The sequence below is a fragment of the Streptomyces toxytricini genome, from assembly GCF_014649915.1.
GTDB lineage: Bacteria > Actinomycetota > Actinomycetes > Streptomycetales > Streptomycetaceae > Streptomyces > Streptomyces toxytricini.
The window spans coordinates 1-17,040 of the sequence record NZ_BMTY01000020.1 but is presented as its reverse complement, the minus strand read 5'-3'; the positions used below and the strand labels follow the sequence as shown (position 1 = coordinate 17,040).

At 74.4% G+C, this 17,040-nt stretch carries 17 protein-coding genes; 11 read left to right on the top strand and 6 right to left on the bottom strand.

The window, feature by feature from the left end:
• Positions 1-171 precede the first annotated feature (171 nt).
• Positions 172-1,377, top strand: a complete 1,206-nt coding sequence (locus tag IE170_RS23785; protein WP_189811492.1) for an amino acid deaminase/aldolase — start codon at positions 172-174, stop codon at positions 1,375-1,377.
• A gap of 32 nt (positions 1,378-1,409) precedes the next feature.
• Here IE170_RS23785 and IE170_RS23780 read toward each other — a convergent pair whose 3' ends face one another.
• Genes IE170_RS23780 through IE170_RS23770 form a run of 3 tightly spaced genes read right to left on the bottom strand, consistent with a single transcriptional unit; the run spans position 1,410 to position 4,975 of the window.
• Positions 1,410-2,195, bottom strand: a complete 786-nt coding sequence (locus IE170_RS23780; RefSeq protein ID WP_189811491.1) for a 3-oxoacyl-ACP reductase — start codon at positions 2,193-2,195, stop codon at positions 1,410-1,412.
• 4 nt (positions 2,196-2,199) lie between these two features.
• Positions 2,200-3,564 (bottom strand): aldehyde dehydrogenase family protein, encoded by a 1,365-nt coding sequence (locus tag IE170_RS23775; RefSeq protein ID WP_189811490.1) that lies wholly within the window; start codon positions 3,562-3,564, stop codon positions 2,200-2,202.
• 46 nt (positions 3,565-3,610) lie between these two features.
• A complete protein-coding gene (locus IE170_RS23770; protein ID WP_189811489.1) occupies positions 3,611-4,975 on the bottom strand; it encodes a glutamine synthetase family protein in 1,365 nt (454 codons plus the stop codon).
• Positions 4,976-5,052: 77 nt separating this feature from the next.
• On the opposite strand from IE170_RS23770, the gene IE170_RS23765 reads away from it, so the two are divergent.
• The 5 genes from IE170_RS23765 (at position 5,053) to IE170_RS23745 (ending at position 8,750) form a co-directional block, all read left to right on the top strand.
• On the top strand, positions 5,053-5,799 hold the full coding sequence (locus IE170_RS23765) for a FadR/GntR family transcriptional regulator (RefSeq protein WP_189811488.1): 747 nt from the start codon (positions 5,053-5,055) through the stop codon (positions 5,797-5,799).
• Between the two features lie 112 nt (positions 5,800-5,911).
• On the top strand, positions 5,912-7,387 hold the full coding sequence (eat, locus tag IE170_RS23760; RefSeq protein ID WP_189811487.1) for an ethanolamine permease: 1,476 nt from the start codon (positions 5,912-5,914) through the stop codon (positions 7,385-7,387).
• A 59-nt stretch (positions 7,388-7,446) separates the two neighbouring features.
• On the top strand, positions 7,447-8,157 hold the full coding sequence (locus IE170_RS23755) for a gamma-glutamyl-gamma-aminobutyrate hydrolase family protein (RefSeq protein WP_189811486.1): 711 nt from the start codon (positions 7,447-7,449) through the stop codon (positions 8,155-8,157).
• Between the two features lie 66 nt (positions 8,158-8,223).
• Entirely contained in the window at positions 8,224-8,424 is a 201-nt protein-coding gene (locus IE170_RS23750) for a DUF5988 family protein (protein ID WP_189811485.1), read from the top strand.
• 11 nt (positions 8,425-8,435) lie between these two features.
• On the top strand, positions 8,436-8,750 hold the full coding sequence (locus tag IE170_RS23745) for a DUF1876 domain-containing protein (RefSeq protein WP_189811484.1): 315 nt from the start codon (positions 8,436-8,438) through the stop codon (positions 8,748-8,750).
• A 32-nt stretch (positions 8,751-8,782) separates the two neighbouring features.
• Here the strand turns inward: IE170_RS23745 and IE170_RS23740 are convergent, their stop codons facing one another.
• Positions 8,783-9,706: a LysR family transcriptional regulator gene (locus IE170_RS23740; protein WP_189811483.1), complete on the bottom strand. Its 924-nt coding sequence runs from the start codon at positions 9,704-9,706 to the stop codon at positions 8,783-8,785.
• A 71-nt stretch (positions 9,707-9,777) separates the two neighbouring features.
• Here IE170_RS23740 and IE170_RS23735 point away from each other — a divergent pair, with 71 nt between their 5' ends.
• Entirely contained in the window at positions 9,778-10,932 is a 1,155-nt protein-coding gene (locus IE170_RS23735) for a TDT family transporter (protein WP_189811482.1), read from the top strand.
• Between the two features lie 20 nt (positions 10,933-10,952).
• Here IE170_RS23735 and IE170_RS23730 read toward each other — a convergent pair whose 3' ends face one another.
• Positions 10,953-11,678: a helical backbone metal receptor gene (locus IE170_RS23730; protein ID WP_189811481.1), complete on the bottom strand. Its 726-nt coding sequence runs from the start codon at positions 11,676-11,678 to the stop codon at positions 10,953-10,955.
• Positions 11,679-11,684: 6 nt separating this feature from the next.
• Positions 11,685-12,296: a helix-turn-helix domain-containing protein gene (locus IE170_RS23725; RefSeq protein WP_189811480.1), complete on the bottom strand. Its 612-nt coding sequence runs from the start codon at positions 12,294-12,296 to the stop codon at positions 11,685-11,687.
• Between the two features lie 252 nt (positions 12,297-12,548).
• Between IE170_RS23725 and IE170_RS23720 the strand changes: the two genes are divergently transcribed.
• From IE170_RS23720 to IE170_RS23705, 4 genes are read left to right on the top strand one after another with little or no spacing between them, the layout of a single operon-like run.
• Entirely contained in the window at positions 12,549-13,454 is a 906-nt protein-coding gene (locus IE170_RS23720) for a 5'-3' exonuclease (protein ID WP_189811605.1), read from the top strand.
• A 49-nt stretch (positions 13,455-13,503) separates the two neighbouring features.
• The gene (locus IE170_RS23715) at positions 13,504-14,337 is read left to right on the top strand and encodes a siderophore-interacting protein (RefSeq protein WP_189811479.1); all 834 of its coding nucleotides are present in this window, start codon (positions 13,504-13,506) and stop codon (positions 14,335-14,337) included.
• A 58-nt stretch (positions 14,338-14,395) separates the two neighbouring features.
• Complete coding sequence (locus tag IE170_RS23710; RefSeq protein ID WP_189811478.1) at positions 14,396-15,931, top strand: serine hydrolase; 1,536 nt, start codon at positions 14,396-14,398, stop codon at positions 15,929-15,931.
• Between the two features lie 29 nt (positions 15,932-15,960).
• Positions 15,961-16,944 carry a pseudouridine synthase gene (locus tag IE170_RS23705; protein ID WP_189811477.1) on the top strand — a complete coding sequence of 328 codons (984 nt, stop codon included), beginning with the start codon at positions 15,961-15,963 and terminating at the stop codon, positions 16,942-16,944.
• Positions 16,945-17,040: the final 96 nt, after the last annotated feature.

The following is a 17,040-nucleotide window of genomic DNA, read 5'->3' as shown; positions in this document are numbered from 1 at the left end:
TACTTTACGCGGGCGGCGGGGGAGGCAGGCGCGGCGGCGGCCGCAGAGCGGCGGCCTCGCCCCGCGGCCGCCGACCCGCCCCCACCCCCCGCAACCACCCCACCCCGCCGCTCCCACCACCGCCACCACACCCCCTACCCCCCGGTATCCCCCCGTGGCAAGCTGCCGCCCATGACACCTTCCCCCGGTCTCGATCGGGCTCGGTATGACCGGGCCACCGCGCATCTCGAAGCGCCCCTGGCCATCGTCGATCTCGATGCGTTCGACGCCAACGCCGACGATCTCGTGCGCCGGGCCGGCGGCAAGCCGGTGCGGGTGGCGAGCAAGTCGGTGCGCTGCCGGGCGCTGTTGGAGCGGGTGCTGGCGCGGCCCGGTTTCGCCGGGGTCATGTCGTACACGCTGGCGGAGTCGCTGTGGCTGGCCCGGTCAGGGTTCGAGGACGTGCTGCTCGCCTATCCGTCCGCGGACCGGGCCGGCTTCGCCGAGCTCGCGGGCGATCCGAAGCTGGCTGCGGCGGTGACGGTGATGGTGGACGACGTGGCGCAGCTGGAGCTGATCGACGCCGCCCGCGCCGGCGGCTCGCAGGAGGTGCGGGTCTGTCTGGAGCTGGACACGGGGTTGCGGCTGCTGGGCGGGCGGGTCCGGGTCGGCGCCCGGCGGTCGCCGCTGCGGGAGCCGGCGGAGCTGGCGGGGCTGGCGCGGGCCGTGGCCGCGCGGCCCGGGTTCCGGGTCGTGGGCGTGATGGGGTACGAGGGGCACGTCGCCGGGGTCGGTGACGCCGTGGCGGGGCGGCCGCTGAGGTCGCGGGCGATCCGGCTCATGCAGGCGGTGGCGCGCCGGGAGCTGGCCGTTCGGCGGGCGGAGGCGGTGCGTGCCGTGCGTGCGGTCGTGCCGGACCTGGAGTTCGTCAACGGCGGTGGGACGGGGAGTGTGCAGCAGACGGCGGCGGAGGATGCGGTGACGGAGGTCGCCGCGGGGTCGGGGCTGTACGTGCCGCGGCTGTTCGACAACTACACGTCGTTCCGCGGCCGTCCGGCGGCGCTGTTCGCGCAGCCGGTGGTGCGCCGGCCGGGGGTGGGGGTGGTGACGGTGCTGGGCGGCGGGTATCCGGCGTCGGGGGCGGCGGGTGCGGACCGGCTGCCGGAGCCGTACCTGCCGCGGGGTCTGCGGTACGACCCGATGGAGGGGGCGGGCGAGGTGCAGACGCCGCTGCTGGGCGCGGCGGCGGACGATCTGCTGATCGGGGACCGGGTGTGGTTCCGGCATGCGAAGGCGGGCGAGCTGTGCGAGCGGTTCGACGTGCTGCACCTGGTCGAGGGGGACGGCGTCGCGTCGTCGGTGCCGACGTACCGGGGCGAGGGCCGGACCTTCGTGTAGGCGCGGCCCCCGCCCCCGGTACGCCCGCCCCCCTACAGCGGCGTGACGTACGCCCCGGAGATGCCGCCGTCCACCAGGAAGTCGGTGGCGTTGACGAAGGAGGAGTCGTCGCTGGCGAGGAAGGCGACGGCGGCGGCGATCTCCTCGGCTTCGGCGAAGCGGCCGAGCGGGATGTGGACGAGGCGGCGGGCGGCGCGCTCGGGGTCCTTGGCGAACAGCTCCTGCAGCAGCGGGGTGTTGACGGGGCCGGGGCAGAGGGCGTTGACGCGGATGCCCTCGCGGGCGAACTGGACGCCGAGTTCGCGGGACATGGCGAGGACGCCGCCCTTGGAGGCGGTGTAGGAGATCTGTGAGGTGGCGGCGCCCATGACGGCGACGAAGGAGGCGGTGTTGATGATGGAGCCGCGTCCCTGGCGCTGCATGTAGGGCAGGGCGGCCTTGCAGCACAGGTATACGGAGGTGAGGTTGACGTCCTGGACGCGCTTCCAGGCGTCGAGGCCGGTGGTGAGGATGGAGTCGTCGTCGGGGGGCGAGATGCCGGCGTTGTTGAAGGCGATGTCGACGGAGCCGTAGGTGTCGTAGGCGGTCCTGAAGAGGGCTTCGACGTCTTCGGGGCTGGTGACGTCGACCTTGGCGAAGGTGCCGCCGACCTCTTCGGCGGCGGCCTTGCCGGCGGTTTCGTCGATGTCGCCGCAGACGACGTTGGCGCCTTCGGAGGCGAGCCGGCGGGCGGTGGCGAGGCCGATGCCGCTGCCGGCTCCGGTGATGACGGCGGTGCGGCCGACGAGGCGGCGGCAGATGATCTCTTCGTTCGACATGGGTTCAGGCCTCCGTGCTGATGAAGACGTTCTTGGTCTCGGTGAATGCGGTGAGGGCGTCGGGGCCGAGCTCCCGGCCGAGGCCGGACTGCTTGTAGCCGCCGAAGGGGGTCCAGTAGCGGACGCTGCTGTGGGAGTTGACGGAGAGGTTGCCGGCGGCGACGGCGCGGGAGACGCGCAGGGCGCGGCCGACGTCGCGGGTCCACAGGGATCCGGAGAGGCCGTACTCGGTGGCGTTGGCGAGGCGGACGGCGTCGGCCTCGTCGTCGAAGGGGAGGACGACGGCGACGGGTCCGAAGACCTCTTCGACGGCGACGGGTGCGGTGGGGTCGGCGCCGGTGACGAGGGTGGGCGGGTACCAGAAGCCGGGCCCGTCGGGTGCGGTGCCGCGGACGGCGGTGAGGTCGTCGGTGACGTAGGACCGTACGCGGTCGAGCTGGGCCTGGGAGATGAGGGGGCCCATCTGGGTCTTCTCGTCGGCGGGGTCGCCGACGACGACGCCTTCGACGAGGGGGGCGAGGAGGTCGAGGAAGCGGTCGTGGACGGTGCGCTGGACGAGGATGCGGGTGCGGGCGCAGCAGTCCTGGCCGGTGTTGTCGAGGAAGGACATGGGGGCGGCCGCGGCGGCCGCTTCGAGGTCGGCGTCGGCGAAGACGATGTTGGGGCTCTTGCCGCCGAGTTCGAGGGTGACGGGCTTCACCCGGTCGGCGCACTTGGCCATGACCTGTTTGCCGGTGCGGGTGGAGCCGGTGAAGACGATCTTCGCGACGCCGGGGTGTTCGACGAGGGCGTCGCCGGCGGTGTCGCCGCGGCCGGGGAGCACCTGGAGGAGGTGTTCGGGGAGCCCGGCTTCGAGGGCGAGTTCGGCGAGGCGGAGGGCGGTGAGGGGGGTGGTTTCGGCGGGCTTGAGGATGACGGCGTTGCCGGCTGCGAGGGCGGGTGCGAGTCCCCAGGCGGCGATCGGCATGGGGAAGTTCCAGGGGGCGATGACGCCGATGACGCCGAGGGGTTCGAGGAACGTGACGTCGATGCCGCCGGGGACGGGGATCTGGCGGCCGGTGAGGCGTTCGACGCCGCCGGCTGCGTAGTCGAGGAGGTCGCGGACGTTGGCGGCTTCCCAGCGGGCGTTGCCGATGGTGTGTCCGGCTTCGAGGACTTCGAGCCGGGCGAGTTCCTCGGTGTGGGCGTCGACGGCGGCGGCGAAGCGGCGCAGCATGCGGGCCCGGTCGGCGGGGGCGGCGGCGGCCCAGGTGCGCTGGGCTGCGGCGGCCCGGGTGACGGCGGCGTCGACGTCGTCCCGTGTGGCGGCCGGGACGGTGGCGACGGTTTCCCCGGTGGCCGGGTTGAGGACTTCCAGCGCGTCGGACACGTGGTGCCTTTCGGAGGGGTTTCGGGGGTTGGGTGGCCGGGTCGGGTCAGAGGCGTTCGAAGGAGCGGCGGCGCTCCCAGTCGGTGACGGCGGAGTCGTAGGCGTCGAGTTCGACGCGGGCCATGTTGAGGTAGTGGGCGACGACTTCGGGGCCGAAGGCGGCCTTGGCGATCTCGCTGTTGTCCCAGAGTTCGGCGGCTTCGCGCAGGGTGGTGGGGACGTGGGCGTAGTCGCCGGTGTAGGCGTTGCCGTGGCAGGGGTCGGGGAGTTCGAGGCCGTTCTCGATGCCGTGGATGCCGGCGGCGACGAGTCCGGCGACGGCGAGGTAGGGGTTGACGTCGCCGCCGGGGAGGCGGTTCTCGAAGCGGGTGGAGCGGCCGTGGCCGACGACGCGGAGCGCGCAGGTGCGGTTGTCGTGGCCCCAGGCGACGGCGGTGGGGGCGAAGGAGCCGGGGCGGAAGCGCTTGTACGAGTTGATGTTGGGGGCGTAGAGCAGGGAGAAGTCGCGGAGGGCGGCGAGCTGGCCGGCGAGGAAGTGGCGCATGAGGGGGGACATGCCGTCGGGGCCGTCGCCCGCCATGGCGTTGCGTCCCTCGGAGTCGGTGAGGGAGAGGTGGATGTGGCAGGAGTTGCCTTCGCGCTCGTCGAACTTGGCCATGAAGGTGAGCGAGACGCCTTCCTGGGCGGCGATCTCCTTGGCGCCGGTCTTGTAGACGGCGTGCTGGTCGCAGGTGGTGAGCGCCTCGGTGTAGCGGAAGGCGATCTCGTGTTGGCCGAGGTTGCACTCGCCCTTGGCGGATTCGACGGTGAGTCCGGCGCCCTGCATGTCGTTGCGGATGCGGCGGAGCAGGGGCTCGATGCGGCCTGTGCCGAGGACCGAGTAGTCGGTGTTGTACTGGTTGGCGGGGGTCAGGGAGCGGTAGTCGGCGTTCCAGGCCTGCTCGTAGGTGTCCTTGAAGACCATGAACTCCAGCTCGGTGCCGACCATCGCGGTGTAGCCGTGCCCGGCGAGGCGGTCGAGCTGGCGGCGGAGGATCTGGCGGGGGGCGGCCACGACGGGGGTGCCGTCGTTCCAGGCGAGGTCGGCGAGGAGGAGGGCGCTGCCGGGGTGCCAGGGGATGCGGCGCAGGGTCGCGGTGTCGGGGCGCATGGCGAAGTCGCCGTAGCCGCGCTCCCAGGAGGACATCTCGTAGCCGTCGACGGTGTTCATGTCGGTGTCGACGGCGAGGAGGTAGTTGCAGCCCTCCGTGCCGTGTTCGAGGACCTCGTCGAGGAAGAACGGGGCGGCGAACCGCTTGCCCTGGAGGCGTCCCTGCATGTCGGGGAAGGCGAGGACGACGGTGTCGATCTCGCCGCTCGCGACGAGGGCGCGGAGCTCCTCGGGGGCGAGCGGCGGCGTGCGGTCTACCACGGGGATCTCTCCTTCGGTGAGCCGAGGGGGCCTAAGGTATTGAACAGAACCATTGCTTGGGAAGGGGAGGAGCCGAGATGGCCGACACGGCGAGCGGGGGCGGCGCGATGGCGCGGCTGAACCCGGTCCTGCGGCAGGTGCGGGCGGGCAGCGGCTTCGAGGAGGCGCTGGAGCAGATCCTGCAGGTGGTCCGCCTGGGCCTGGTGCCGGCCGGGGAGCGGCTGCCGCCGGAGCGGGAGCTGGCGGAGCGGATGGGCATCAGCCGGGTCACGCTGCGCGAGGTGCTCAAGGTGCTCCAGGAGCAGGGGCTGGTGGAGGCGCGGCGGGGCCGGTACGGGGGGACGTTCGTGCTGCCGCGCCCGGACACCCCGGCGGGCGGGAGCGAGGACGAGCTGCGCCGGCGCGTGGCGGGGGTCGACCTGGAGGACGTGCTGCGGTTCCGCGAGGTCCTGGAGGTGGGGGCGGCCGGGCTGTGCGCCGCGCAGGGGCTGTCGGAGGAGGAGGCGGAGCGGCTGCTGGCGGCGCTGGCGGCCACGCAGGACGCGCCGCTGGCGGACTACCGCCGCCGGGACACGCTCTTCCACCTGGCGCTGTGCGAGCTGGCGGGCTCGCCGACGCTGACGGCGCAGTACGCGGCGGTCCGGGCCGCCGTCAACGACCTGCTGGACTGCATACCCCTGCTGGTGCGGAACCTGGAGCACTCGCAGCAGCAGCACGCCGCCCTGGTGGAGGCGGTCCTGGAGCGGGACGCGGACGCGGCCCGCGAGGTGATGCGCGAGCACTGCTGCGGCACGGCCGCGCTGCTGCGCGGCTTCCTGGCCTGAGGGCGTGCGGGCCCGCCCGGGCCCGCTCGTTTTGCGCAGGGGTCTTGCGCATCCCGCCCTCCTGCGGCAAAGGTACGCGGCACAACCATTGTCCTGGGCAGCGGGAGCGCACATGGCCGAAGAAACCGGGGCACGGCTGGACGCCGCCGTGCCGCAGACCGCCCGATCCGCCGCCGGAGGCGGCGACGCCTACCTGGAGCGCCGCACCCTGCGCCGCGGCAGCGCCGGCTGGCTGCTGCTGACCGGCCTCGGCGTCGCGTACGTCGTCTCCGGCGACTTCTCCGGCTGGAACGTCGGCCTCGCCCAGGGCGGCTTCGGCGGCCTGGCCGCCGCCACGGTCCTGATGGGCGCCATGTACGCCTGCCTGGTCTTCTCCCTGGCCGAGCTGTCGGCGATCCTCCCGACGGCCGGCGGCGGCTACGGCTTCGCCCGGCGCGCCCTCGGCCCGTGGGGCGGCTTCCTGACCGGCACCGCGATCCTCATCGAGTACGTGCTCGCGCCCGCCGCGATCTCCATCTTCATCGGCGACTACGTCGAGTCCCTGCACCTCTTCGGCCTCACCTCCGGCTGGCCCGTGTACCTGGCCTGCTTCGCGGTGTTCATCGGCATCCACCTGTGGGGCGTCGGCGAGGCGCTGCGCTTCTCCCTCGTCGTCACCGCGGTGGCCGTGACCGCGCTGGTGGTGTTCGCGGCCGGCGCGTTCACCGAGTTCGACGCCTCGCGGCTGGACGACATCGCCGTCGACACCACCGCGTTCGGCGCCAACTCGTGGCTGCCGCTGGGGCTGCTGGGGATCTGGGCGGCGTTCCCGTTCGGCATGTGGTTCTTCCTCGGCGTCGAGGGGGTGCCGCTGGCGGCCGAGGAGGCCAAGGACCCGGTCCGCTCGATGCCGCGGGCGCTGTCGATCTCCATGGGCGTCCTGGTGCTGCTCGCGCTGCTCACCTTCCTCGCCTCGACGGGCGCCCGCGGCGCCGACGCGATCAAGGACGCCGGGAACCCTCTGGTGGTGGCGCTGGAGGGCGACCCGGGCCTGTCGTGGCTGAAGACGTTCGTCAACTACGCCGGCCTCGCCGGCCTGGTGGCCTCCTTCTTCTCCCTCATCTACGCCGGCTCACGCCAGCTCTTCGCGCTCTCGCGGGCGGGCTACCTGCCGCGCTTCCTGTCGCTGACCTCCCCGCGCAAGGCGCCCTACCTGGGGCTGCTCATCCCGGGCGCGATCGGCTTCGCCCTGGCCGCTGCGACCGGCGACGGGCCGCGGATGCTGAACATCGCGGTGTTCGGCGCGACGATCTCCTACGCACTGATGGCCCTGTCGCACATCGTGCTGCGGCGCCGCGAGCCGCACCTGGAGCGCCCGTACCGGACCCCCGGCGGCACGGCGACCTCCGCCACGGCGTTCGTCCTCGCGCTGGCGGCGCTCACGGCCACCTTCCTGGTGGACAAGGACGCCGCCTTCATCGCCCTGGGTGTGTACGCCGTCGCCCTCGGCTACTTCGCGTTCTACAGTCGGCACCACCTGGTGGCCTCCGCGCCGGAGGAGGAGTTCGCCGCGCTGGCCCGCGCCGAGGCCGAACTGGCCCGCGACTGACCGCGTCCCGCCGCCCGTCCCGCCCCCCTCCCCGTCGACCGCTCCCGGAGGTTGCCCCCGTGCCCAGGCCGCTCATCGGCATCACGACCTACGTCGAGGAATCCGCCCGCTACCGCGTGTGGGACGTCGCCGCGTCCCTCGTGCCCTGCGGGTACTACGAGCTCGTCCAAGCGGCGGGCGGCGCGGCCGTGCTGCTCCCGCCGGACGGCGCGCCCGGGGCCGCGGCGGAGGTGCTGGACCGGCTGGACGGCCTGGTCGTCGCGGGCGGCCCGGACGTGGACCCGGCCCGGTACGGGGCGGTGCGCGACCCGCGCACCGGTCCGGCCGAAACGGTGCGGGACGAATGGGAGCTGGCCCTGATCGGGGCCGCCCTCGACACGGGCATGCCGCTGCTCGGCATCTGCCGGGGCATGCAGGCGCTGAACGTCGCCCTCGGCGGCACCCTCGTCCAGCACATCGACGGGCACATGCACCGGCCGGGCGTCATGGACTGGCACCCGGTGCGCCCGGTCCCCGGTACGCGCTACGCGGCGCTGGTCCCGGAGGAGGCGGAGGTGCCCACCTACCACCACCAGGCAGTCGACCGGCTGGGCCGGGGATTGGTCGCCTCGGCGCATGCGGTCGACGGCACCGTCGAGGCGGTCGAACTGCCCGACCCGGACCGGTGGGTGCTCGGCGTGCAGTGGCATCCGGAGCGCGACAAGGACACCCGTGTGGTGGGGGCGCTCGTCGGGGCGGCGGCCGCCCGCAGGCCCGTCGCCCTGCGCTGAGCGGCAGCCGGTCCGACCCGCCGGCGCCGACGTGCGGGCCGCCCGGCGGGTCGGAAGACTGGAGGCATGACGAACAAGGCTGTGCTGGAAGGCGGGCCGGCGGACCTGTCGGAACGGGTCGTCGACGCCCCCTCTCCCGGCGAGGACGTGAAGGTCCCGCACCGCGGCGGGTACGAGCACTTCCGGGCCACGGCGCGCCGGCAGGACGGCCCGGAGGGCGCCCTGCCCGTGTTCGAGTGGTGGGAACGGACCGAGATCGCAGAGTGACGGGGCGCGCCATGACACACACCGCGCAATGGACGGTCGGGGTCTCGCTCACCGAGGAGGGCGGGACGACCCGCGCCCGCGCCGTGCTGGACACGGGGACGGCGAAGCTGGTGGGCCGCGGCTCGGCGCGCTGCAACCCGGAGGACGTCGAGGTGCCGGCGATCGGTGACGAGCTCGCCGCGAGCCGGGCCATGCGGGACCTGGCGGGACAGCTGATGCGGGCCGCCGACCGGGACCTGGCGGCGATGGGCGCCGTACCGGAGCCGCCGCGCACCGGCTACGGGTGGCCGCAGGACGCGGACGACCCGACGCGGCGCGGCCGCTGACCCTCCCGGGCCGGTACGCACGGGCCGGCCGGTCAGGACCGGACGCGGGTGAGCGACAGCAGGTCCCGGGCCGGGCCGGCCGGTCGGGAGCCGGCGGGCCACACCGCGCGCAGGGCCCGCCCCAGGGCCGCGCCCGTGACGGGGACCTGGACCAGGCGGCGGGCGGCGAGTTCGTCGCCGAGGGCGAGTTCGGACAGGACGCAGGGTCCGGCGCCGCTGACGGCCGCGGCCTTGACGGCGGTCGTGGAGGCCAGTTCCAGCAGCGGCGCGGCGAGCCCGCCGCAGCCGGCGAGTGCCGCGTCGAGCACCTGCCGGGTGCCCGAGCCGCGCTCGCGCAGGATGAGCGGGGTCGAGGCCAGTTCGGCCGCCTCCACGCCCTTGGTGCGGCGCGCCCACGGGTGCTCCGGGGCGACGGCGACCACGAGCCGGTCCTGGGCGATGACCGCGCTGTCCAGCCCGTCGGGGACGGTCAGCCCCTCGACGAAGCCGAGGTCCGCGTCGTGCGCGAGGACCCGCCGTGCGACCAATGCCGAGTTTCCGGCCTGGAGGGAGACGGCGGTGCCCGGCCGCTGCCCGCGCAGGGCGATCAGCCAGCCGGGCAGCAGGTACTCGGCGATGGTCATGCTGGCGGCCACGCGCAGCCGCGAGTCGCGGCGCCCGCGCAGGGCCTGCGCGCCGGCGTCGAAGGCTTCGGCGGCCTCCACCACCCGGCGGGCCCAGTCGGTGACGAGCGCACCCTCCGCGGTCAGGGTGGAGCCGCGGGGCGAGCGGTCGACGAGGGCGACGCCGAGGCGGGCCTCCATCGCGCGGATCCGGCTGCTGGCGGCGGGCTGTGTGATGCCCATGTGTTTGGCGGCTCCGCTCAGGCTGCCCAGGCGTGCGACGGCGAGCAGCAGCTCCAGCGCCCCCAGGTCCGGCACCCGGTGCACCAGCGGAACCCACTCCTCATTACCCATAAAGTCAGTTTATGGCCTCATAGGTATGCGGCCTCTGCCGCCCGGGGTGCGGCCGGGCGAGGCTGGTGTCCATGGCCGGCACCACTGCTCCTCCCCGCGCCTCCGCCACCCGGACCGCGCCCGCCGCCGCTCCCGAGGCCCCACAGGCCCGCGATGCGCGCCGCCCCCTCCCCGCCCTGCGCCACTTCGGCCCCAACTGGTACGCCTGCGTGATGGGCACGGCGATCACCGCCACCGCCGGGGCGGCGCTCCCGCACCAGCTGCCTGGGCAGCGTACGGCCTGCGTCGCCGTGTGGGCGCTGTCCGTCGCGGTGCTGGCGCTCGTGCTGGCCGCCCGGGCGGGCCACTGGCTGCACCACCGCGACCAGGCGCGCGCCCACCTCCTCGACCCGGCCGTCGCCCCCTTCCACGGCTGCCCGCCGATGGCGCTGCTGGCGGTCGGCGCGGGCACGCTCACCGTCGGGCGGGACGTGCTCGGGGAGCGGGCGGCGCTCGCCGCGGACGCCGTGCTGTTCACCGCCGGGACGGTGCTCGGCCTGGCCGCGGCCGTGGTGGTGCCGTACCTGATGGTGGCGCGCCACGAGCTGCGGGCCTCGCAGGCCTCCCCGGTGTGGCTGCTGCCGCTGGTCTCCCCCATGGTGTCCGCCGCGGTCGGCCCGCTGCTGGTGCCGCACCTGCCGGCCGGGCAGGCGCGGGAGGCGCTGCTGCTGGCCTGCTTCGCGCTGTTCGGGATGAGCCTGCTGGCGTCGCTGCTGGTCCTGCCGCTGCTGTTCGGGCGGCTTGTGGTCGGCGGCCCGCTCCCGGCGGTGCTGACGCCGACCCTGTTCCTGGTGCTGGGGCCGCTCGGGCAGTCCACCACCGCGGCCGGGCAGCTCGCCGACGCGGCCCAGGGGGCGATCGGCGCCCCGTACGCCGGCGCGCTGGCCGGTTTCGCCGTCGTGTACGGGGTCCCCGTGCTCGGTTTCGCGCTGCTGTGGCTGGCTCTGGCCGGTGCGCTGCTGGTGCGGGCGGCCCGGAGCGGGATGGGGTTCGCGATGACCTGGTGGGCGCTGACGTTCCCCGTCGGCACCTGCGTCACGGGCGCGGCCGGGCTGGCCCGGCACACCGGGCTGGCCGCGTACGGGTGGCTGGCCTGGGCGCTGTTCCTGTGCCTGGTGGCCGCCTGGCTGGCGGCCGGCGCACACACGCTGCGCGGCCTGGCGGCGGGCCGCCTCCTCCCCCGCTGACGGGCCGGGGGCCCGGCGGTTCACCGGGCCGCGGCCAGCTCCGCGGCCAGGACCCGGGGCGCCTCGGCGAGCGAGGGCCCGTACCAGGTGAGGTGGCGGCCGCTGACGAGCGCGGCCGGGCGGCCGGGGAACGCCTCCGGGCCGTCCCCGCGGGTGAAGGCGTACGGCTCGTCCGGCAGCACCACCAGGTCGCAGTCGGCGGCGGCCGGGTCCGCCGGGTCGACCCGCGGGTAGCGTTCGGCGTGTCCGGCGTGGACGTTCTCGATGCCGAGCCGGGCCAGGAGGTCCCCGGCGAATGTGTCCCGCCCGAGCACCATCCAGGGCCGCCGCCACACCGGTACGACGGCCCGCAGCGGCGCGGCCGGGCGCGGCAGGTCCGCCCACGCCCGAGCCGCCTCGTCGAGCCACCGCGGCCGGGGCAGGCCGAGCGCCCCCGTGAGGAGCCGGTCCAGTTCGTCCAGCGCCTGCGGCAGGGTGCGCACCTCGGTGACCAGCACGCCGAGGCCCGCGGCGCGCAGGGCGTCGAGGTCGGGGGCCCGGTTCTCCTCCTCGTTGGCGATCACCAGGTCGGGGCGGAGCGCGGTGATCGCGGCGATGTCGGGGTTCTTGGTGCCGCCGATGCGGACCGCACCCCGCCGGTCGAGGCCGGCGGGGTGGGTGCACCAGTCGGTGACGCCGGCGAGCAGGCCCGGTGCGGTGGCCGCGACGGCCTCGGTCAGCGAGGGGACGAGCGAGACGACGCGCACGGCCGGTCAGTGTCCCGGCGAGGGCGGCTCGGAGGAGGCCTGGATGTGCTCCCCGACGGCGACGACGAGTATCCGGGTGTCCTCGGTGACGGCCCTCCAGCGGTGGCGGACCCCGCCGGAGAGGAAGAGGGCGTCACCGCTCTCCAGGCGGTAGGCGCGGCCTTCGGCCTCGACCTGGCAGGCGCCGGAGACGACGTACATGAGCTCGTCGTTGCGGTGCTGGTACTCGCGGCCGGCGTCCTGGTCGCCGGTGAACTCCATGGCGTGGAGCTGGTGGTGCCCGCGCACGAGGGGGCGCACGCCGGGGAGCGGGCTCAGCCCGGAGTCGTCGCCGGCCCTTACGAGGTCGACGGTGCGCGCCGTGTCGGAGGCCGCGAGCAGCTCGACCGCCGTGGTCTCCAGCGCGTCCGCGACCCGTTCGAGGGAGCGCATGCTGGGGCGGGCGCGTTCGTTCTCTATCTGGCTGAGGAAGGGCACCGACAGTCCGCTGCGCGCCGATACGGCGGCGAGGGTGAGGTGGAGGGCCCGGCGCCGCTTGCGCACGGCCACGCCCACCCGGAGCGGTTCCTTGGCGTCCTTGTCCCGTTCCTTGTCCTCCGAGCCGTCCCTGTCGTCCATGGCGGGGCTGCCCTCCCCTTTGTCAGGTCTGTCGGCGTACGTCGGCGTCCGTCGCACGGGAGTGTGCTGTAAGCACCTTACGCAGCAACCGCCCCCGGTTTCGCGTGCAGGAGCGGACGGGGCTACGCCGCGCGTGAAACCGGCGTTCCCCTTCCGGACATGCGTACGTCGCTTTCCGGTCTTTCCCGTCTCAACCGCGCCCCGTCGGCGGGGTGCGGCATGATCGCCGTCATGACGAGCACTCGACGGCTGATGCTGCTGGACACCGCCTCCCTCTACTTCCGCGCCTACTTCGGCGTACCGGAATCCGTGAAGGCCCCGGACGGCACCCCGGTGAACGCCGTGCGCGGGCTGTTGGACTTCATCGGGCGCCTGGTCCAAGACCACCGCCCCGACGACCTTGTGGCCTGCATGGACGCCGACTGGCGGCCACAGTGGCGGGTGGAGCTGATCCCCTCGTACAAGGCGCACCGGGTGGCCGAGGAGACGGCGGCCGGACCGGATGTGGAGGAGACCCCGGACACGCTGGCGCCGCAGGTGCCGATCATCGAGGCGGCGTTGGACGCCTTCGGGATCGCCCGTGTGGGCGTGGCCGGGTACGAGGCGGACGACGTGATCGGGACGCTCACGGCGCGCGCCACCGGGCCGGTGGACATCGTCACCGGCGACCGGGACCTGTACCAGCTGGTGGACGACGGCCGGCAGCGCCGCGTGCTGTACCCGCTGAAGGGCGTCGGCACCCTCCAGGTGGCCGACGGGGAGTGGCTGCGGGCGAAGTACGGGGTGGACGGGCCGGGGTACGCGGACCTGGCGCTGCTGCGCGGCGACCCGAGCGACGGCCTGCCCGGGGTGCCGGGGATCGGCGAGAAGACGGCGGCGAAGCTGCTGGAGGCGTACGGGGACCTGGCGGGGATCGTCGCGGCGGCGGCCGATCCGAAGTCGAAGCTGACGCCGACGCAGCGCCGGCGGCTGGAGGAGGCCCGCCCGTACCTGGCGGTGGCGCCCAAGGTGGTGCGGGTCGCCACGGACGTGCCGTTGCCCGACTTCGACCCGGCGCTGCCGGCCGAGCCGGCGGAGCCGGAGCTCCTGGACGCGCTGGCGCGGAGGTGGGGTCTGGGCGGCGCGGTGGCGCGCCTGCGCACGGCCCTGCTTGCCTGAGATGCTAACTTAGGCAATCCTAAGTTTCAGGTGAGTCAGGGGAGACGCCGTGGCAGAAGGACGCGCCCGCGAGGTAGGCACTGCAGTCGTCGTGCGGACCGAGCGGCTCACACCGCACATGGTGCGGGTCGTTCTGGGTGGAGCCGGACTGGCCCGCTTCAGCGCGGGCGAGTTCACGGACCACTACATCAAGCTGCTGTTCGCGCCGGAAGGGGTCACCTACCCGGCGCCGTGGGACCTGGAGCGGATCCGGGCGCAGTTCCCGCCGGCCGCGTGGCCCCGGCAGCGCGCGTACACGGTCCGCAGCTGGGATCCGGCGCACCTGGAGCTGACGATCGACTTCGTCGTCCACGGCGACGAGGGGATCGCCGGCCCGTGGGCCGCGCAGGCGACGCCGGGCGAGCTGGTCCGCTTCCTCGGCCCCGGCGGGGCGTACGCACCCGATCCGGCAGCAGACTGGCACCTGCTGGTCGGCGACGAGAGCGCCCTGCCCGCGATCGCCGCGGCGATGGAGCGGATGCCGGCGGGCGCCCGCGTCCACGCGCTGCTGGAGGTGGACGGCCCCGAGGACGAGCAGAAGTTCGCGACCCCCGACGGAGTCGTCCCGGTGTGGCTGCACCGCGGCGCGCGCCCGGTCGGCGAGGCCCTGGTCGAGGCGGTGACCTCGATGGACTTCCCCTCCCGCGACGTGCACGCCTTCGTCCACGGCGAGGCCGGCTTCGTCAAGGAGCTGCGGCGCCACCTGCGCCTGGAGCGCGGCATCCCCAAGGAGCGGCTGTCGATCTCCGGCTACTGGCGCCTCGGCGAGACGGACGAGGGCTGGCGCGCGATCAAGCGCGAGTGGAACGCCCGCATCATCGCCGAGCAGGAGGCGGCGGCCTGACCGCCGGGGGCCGGCCGCCGAACGGGCGGGCCGGCCCGCCCTGGCCCACAATGGGCTCATGCGCACGCGCCTCGCGCTCGGCACGGCGGTGACGGTGCTCGCGCTCGCCGCGGCCGGACCGGTCGCAGCGGCGCCCAGCCCCCCTCCCCCGCCCGAGCCGCAACTGAGCGACCGGGCCGTCGAGCGGGCCGTGTCCCGGCTCCCGCAGTTCGTCGAGGACGCGATGCGCACCACCGGCGTCCCCGGGGTGTCGGTGGCCGTCGTCCACGACGACAAGGTCCTCTACGCGAAGGGCTTCGGGGTGCGCCGCGTCGGGCAGAGCGGCGCCGTCGGCCCCGACACCGTCTTCCAGATCGCATCCGTCTCCAAGCCCGTCTCCTCGACCGTCGTCGCCGGCACCCTGGGGGACCCGGACGAGTGGGACCGCCGCACCGAACTGCCCGGCTTCGCGCTGAAGGACCCCTGGGTCACCGGGCACGTCAGCACCGCCGACCTGTTCTCCCACCGCAGCGGCCTGCCCGACCACGCGGGCGACCTGCTGGAGGACCTCGGCTACGACCAGCGGTACATCCTGGACCGCATGCGGCTGGAGCCGCTGACCCCCTTCCGGGCGAGCTACGCCTACACCAACTTCGGGCTGACCGCGGCCGCCGAGGCCGTCGCCCGCGCCCGCGGCACCACCTGGCAGAAGCTCAGCGAGGACGTCCTCTTCAAGCCGGCCGGGATGACCCGCACGAGCACCGAGTTCGCCGCGTTCGCCGCCGAGCCCGACCGGGCCGCCACGCACGTGAGGAACCCGGACGGCACCTGGTCCGCGCGGTACGTCCGCGACCCCGACGCGCAGGCACCGGCCGGCGGTGTCAGCTCCACCGCCCGCGACATGGCCCGCTGGGTGCGCCTCCAGCTCGGCGACGGCGTCCTCGACGGCAAGCGGATCGTGCCGGCCGCCCCGCTGCGCCGCACCCACCTGCCGCACGTCGTCTCCCAGGCCGAGAACGCCGCCGGCGGCACCTCCTTCTACGGCCTCGGCTGGAACGTCTCCTACGACGACCGCGGCAGGCTCCGCCTGAGCCACACCGGCGCCTTCGACCTCGGCGCCAACACCAACGTCACGATGCTGCCGCTGGAGCGGCTCGGCATCGTCGTCCTCACCAACGGCGCCCCCGTCGGCGTCGCCGACGCCATCGCCTTCGACTTCTTCGACACGGCCGAGCACGGGCGGCCCACCACCGCATGGCTGCCGCTCTTCGCGGAGCTGTACGCACAGGCCGACGGCGCCGACCGGCCCGAGACCGACTATTCCCGCCCTCCGGCGGACGCGAAGCCCGCCAAGGCCGCCGGCGCGTACACCGGTACGTACGAGAGCCCGTACTACGGCAGGCTCACGGTCACCGAGGCCCCCGGCGGCGGCCTGGTCCTCTCCCTCGGCCCCAAGCCGCTGCGGTTCCCGCTCGCCCACTACGACGGCGACACGTTCAGCTACGAGACCGCCGGGGAGAACGCGGTCGGCCGCACCGGGGTCGTCTTCGGCGACGACACCGTCCGCATCGAGTACCTCGACGAGGGCGGCATGGGCACCTTCACCCGGCGCTAGCCAAGCCGGGCGGCCTTAGCCTGGACACGATGAGAAAGACCCGCACACCGCCCTCCCCGCTCCCCCAGGTCGCCGGCATCGACCCCGTCCGGCTGCGGCTGCCCGCCGACCGCGAGGGCCGCTGGCCCGACCTCGGCAGCTACCTCACCGAGCGGTACGCCGGCACCCGCGGCGCCGGATCCGTGGCCCGGCTGCTGGCCGCCGGCCGGATCCTCGGCGCGGGCGGACGCGTCCTGCGCGCCGACGACCCGTACGAGCCGCACTCCTACCTGTGGTTCCACCGGGACATGGACCCCGAGCCGGTGGTGCCGTTCCCGATCGGCGTCGTCCACCGCGACGCGCACCTGCTCGTCGTCGACAAGCCGCACTTCCTGGCGACCACCCCGCGCGGCAGCCACATCGTGCAGACCGCGCTGGCCCGGCTCCGGGCCGAGCTGGACCTGCCCGAGCTGAGCCCGGCACACCGGCTGGACCGGCTCACCGCGGGGCTGGTGATGTTCAGTATCCGCCCGCAGGACCGCGGCGCCTACCAGCAGCTGTTCGCCGAGCGGCGCGTCCACAAGGAGTACGAGGCCCTCGCCGTCCACGACCCGGCCGTGGAGCTGCCCCGCACGGTCCGCTCCCGCATCGAGAAGGTCCGCGGGGTCATCGGCGCGAGCGAGGTCCCCGGCGAGCCGAACGCCGAGAGCGCCGTCGAGCTCGCCGAAGCCCGCGGCGGACTCGGCCGCTACCGGCTCACCCCGCACACCGGCCGCACCCACCAGCTGCGCGTCCACATGAACGCCCTCGGCCTGCCGATCCTCGGCGACCCGGTCTACCCGCGGATCACCGACCCCGCACCGGACGACTTCCGCCGCCCCCTGCAACTCCTGGCCCGGACGCTGGCGTTCACCGACCCGGTCACCGGCGCCGCCCACCGCTTCGAGAGCGGCCTGCGCCTCACCGCCTGGGACGACCGCGCCGCCTGGGAGTCCGGACCCGCCGGCACCGCCCCGGCCGGGGAACCGGGCTAGGGGGCGTCTTGTCGATCACGAGTCGAGCCAGATGAGAGTGCTGGCCAGGCTGATGGCGGCGAGATAGCGGTCGGGATGTTTGTCGTAGCGGGTGGC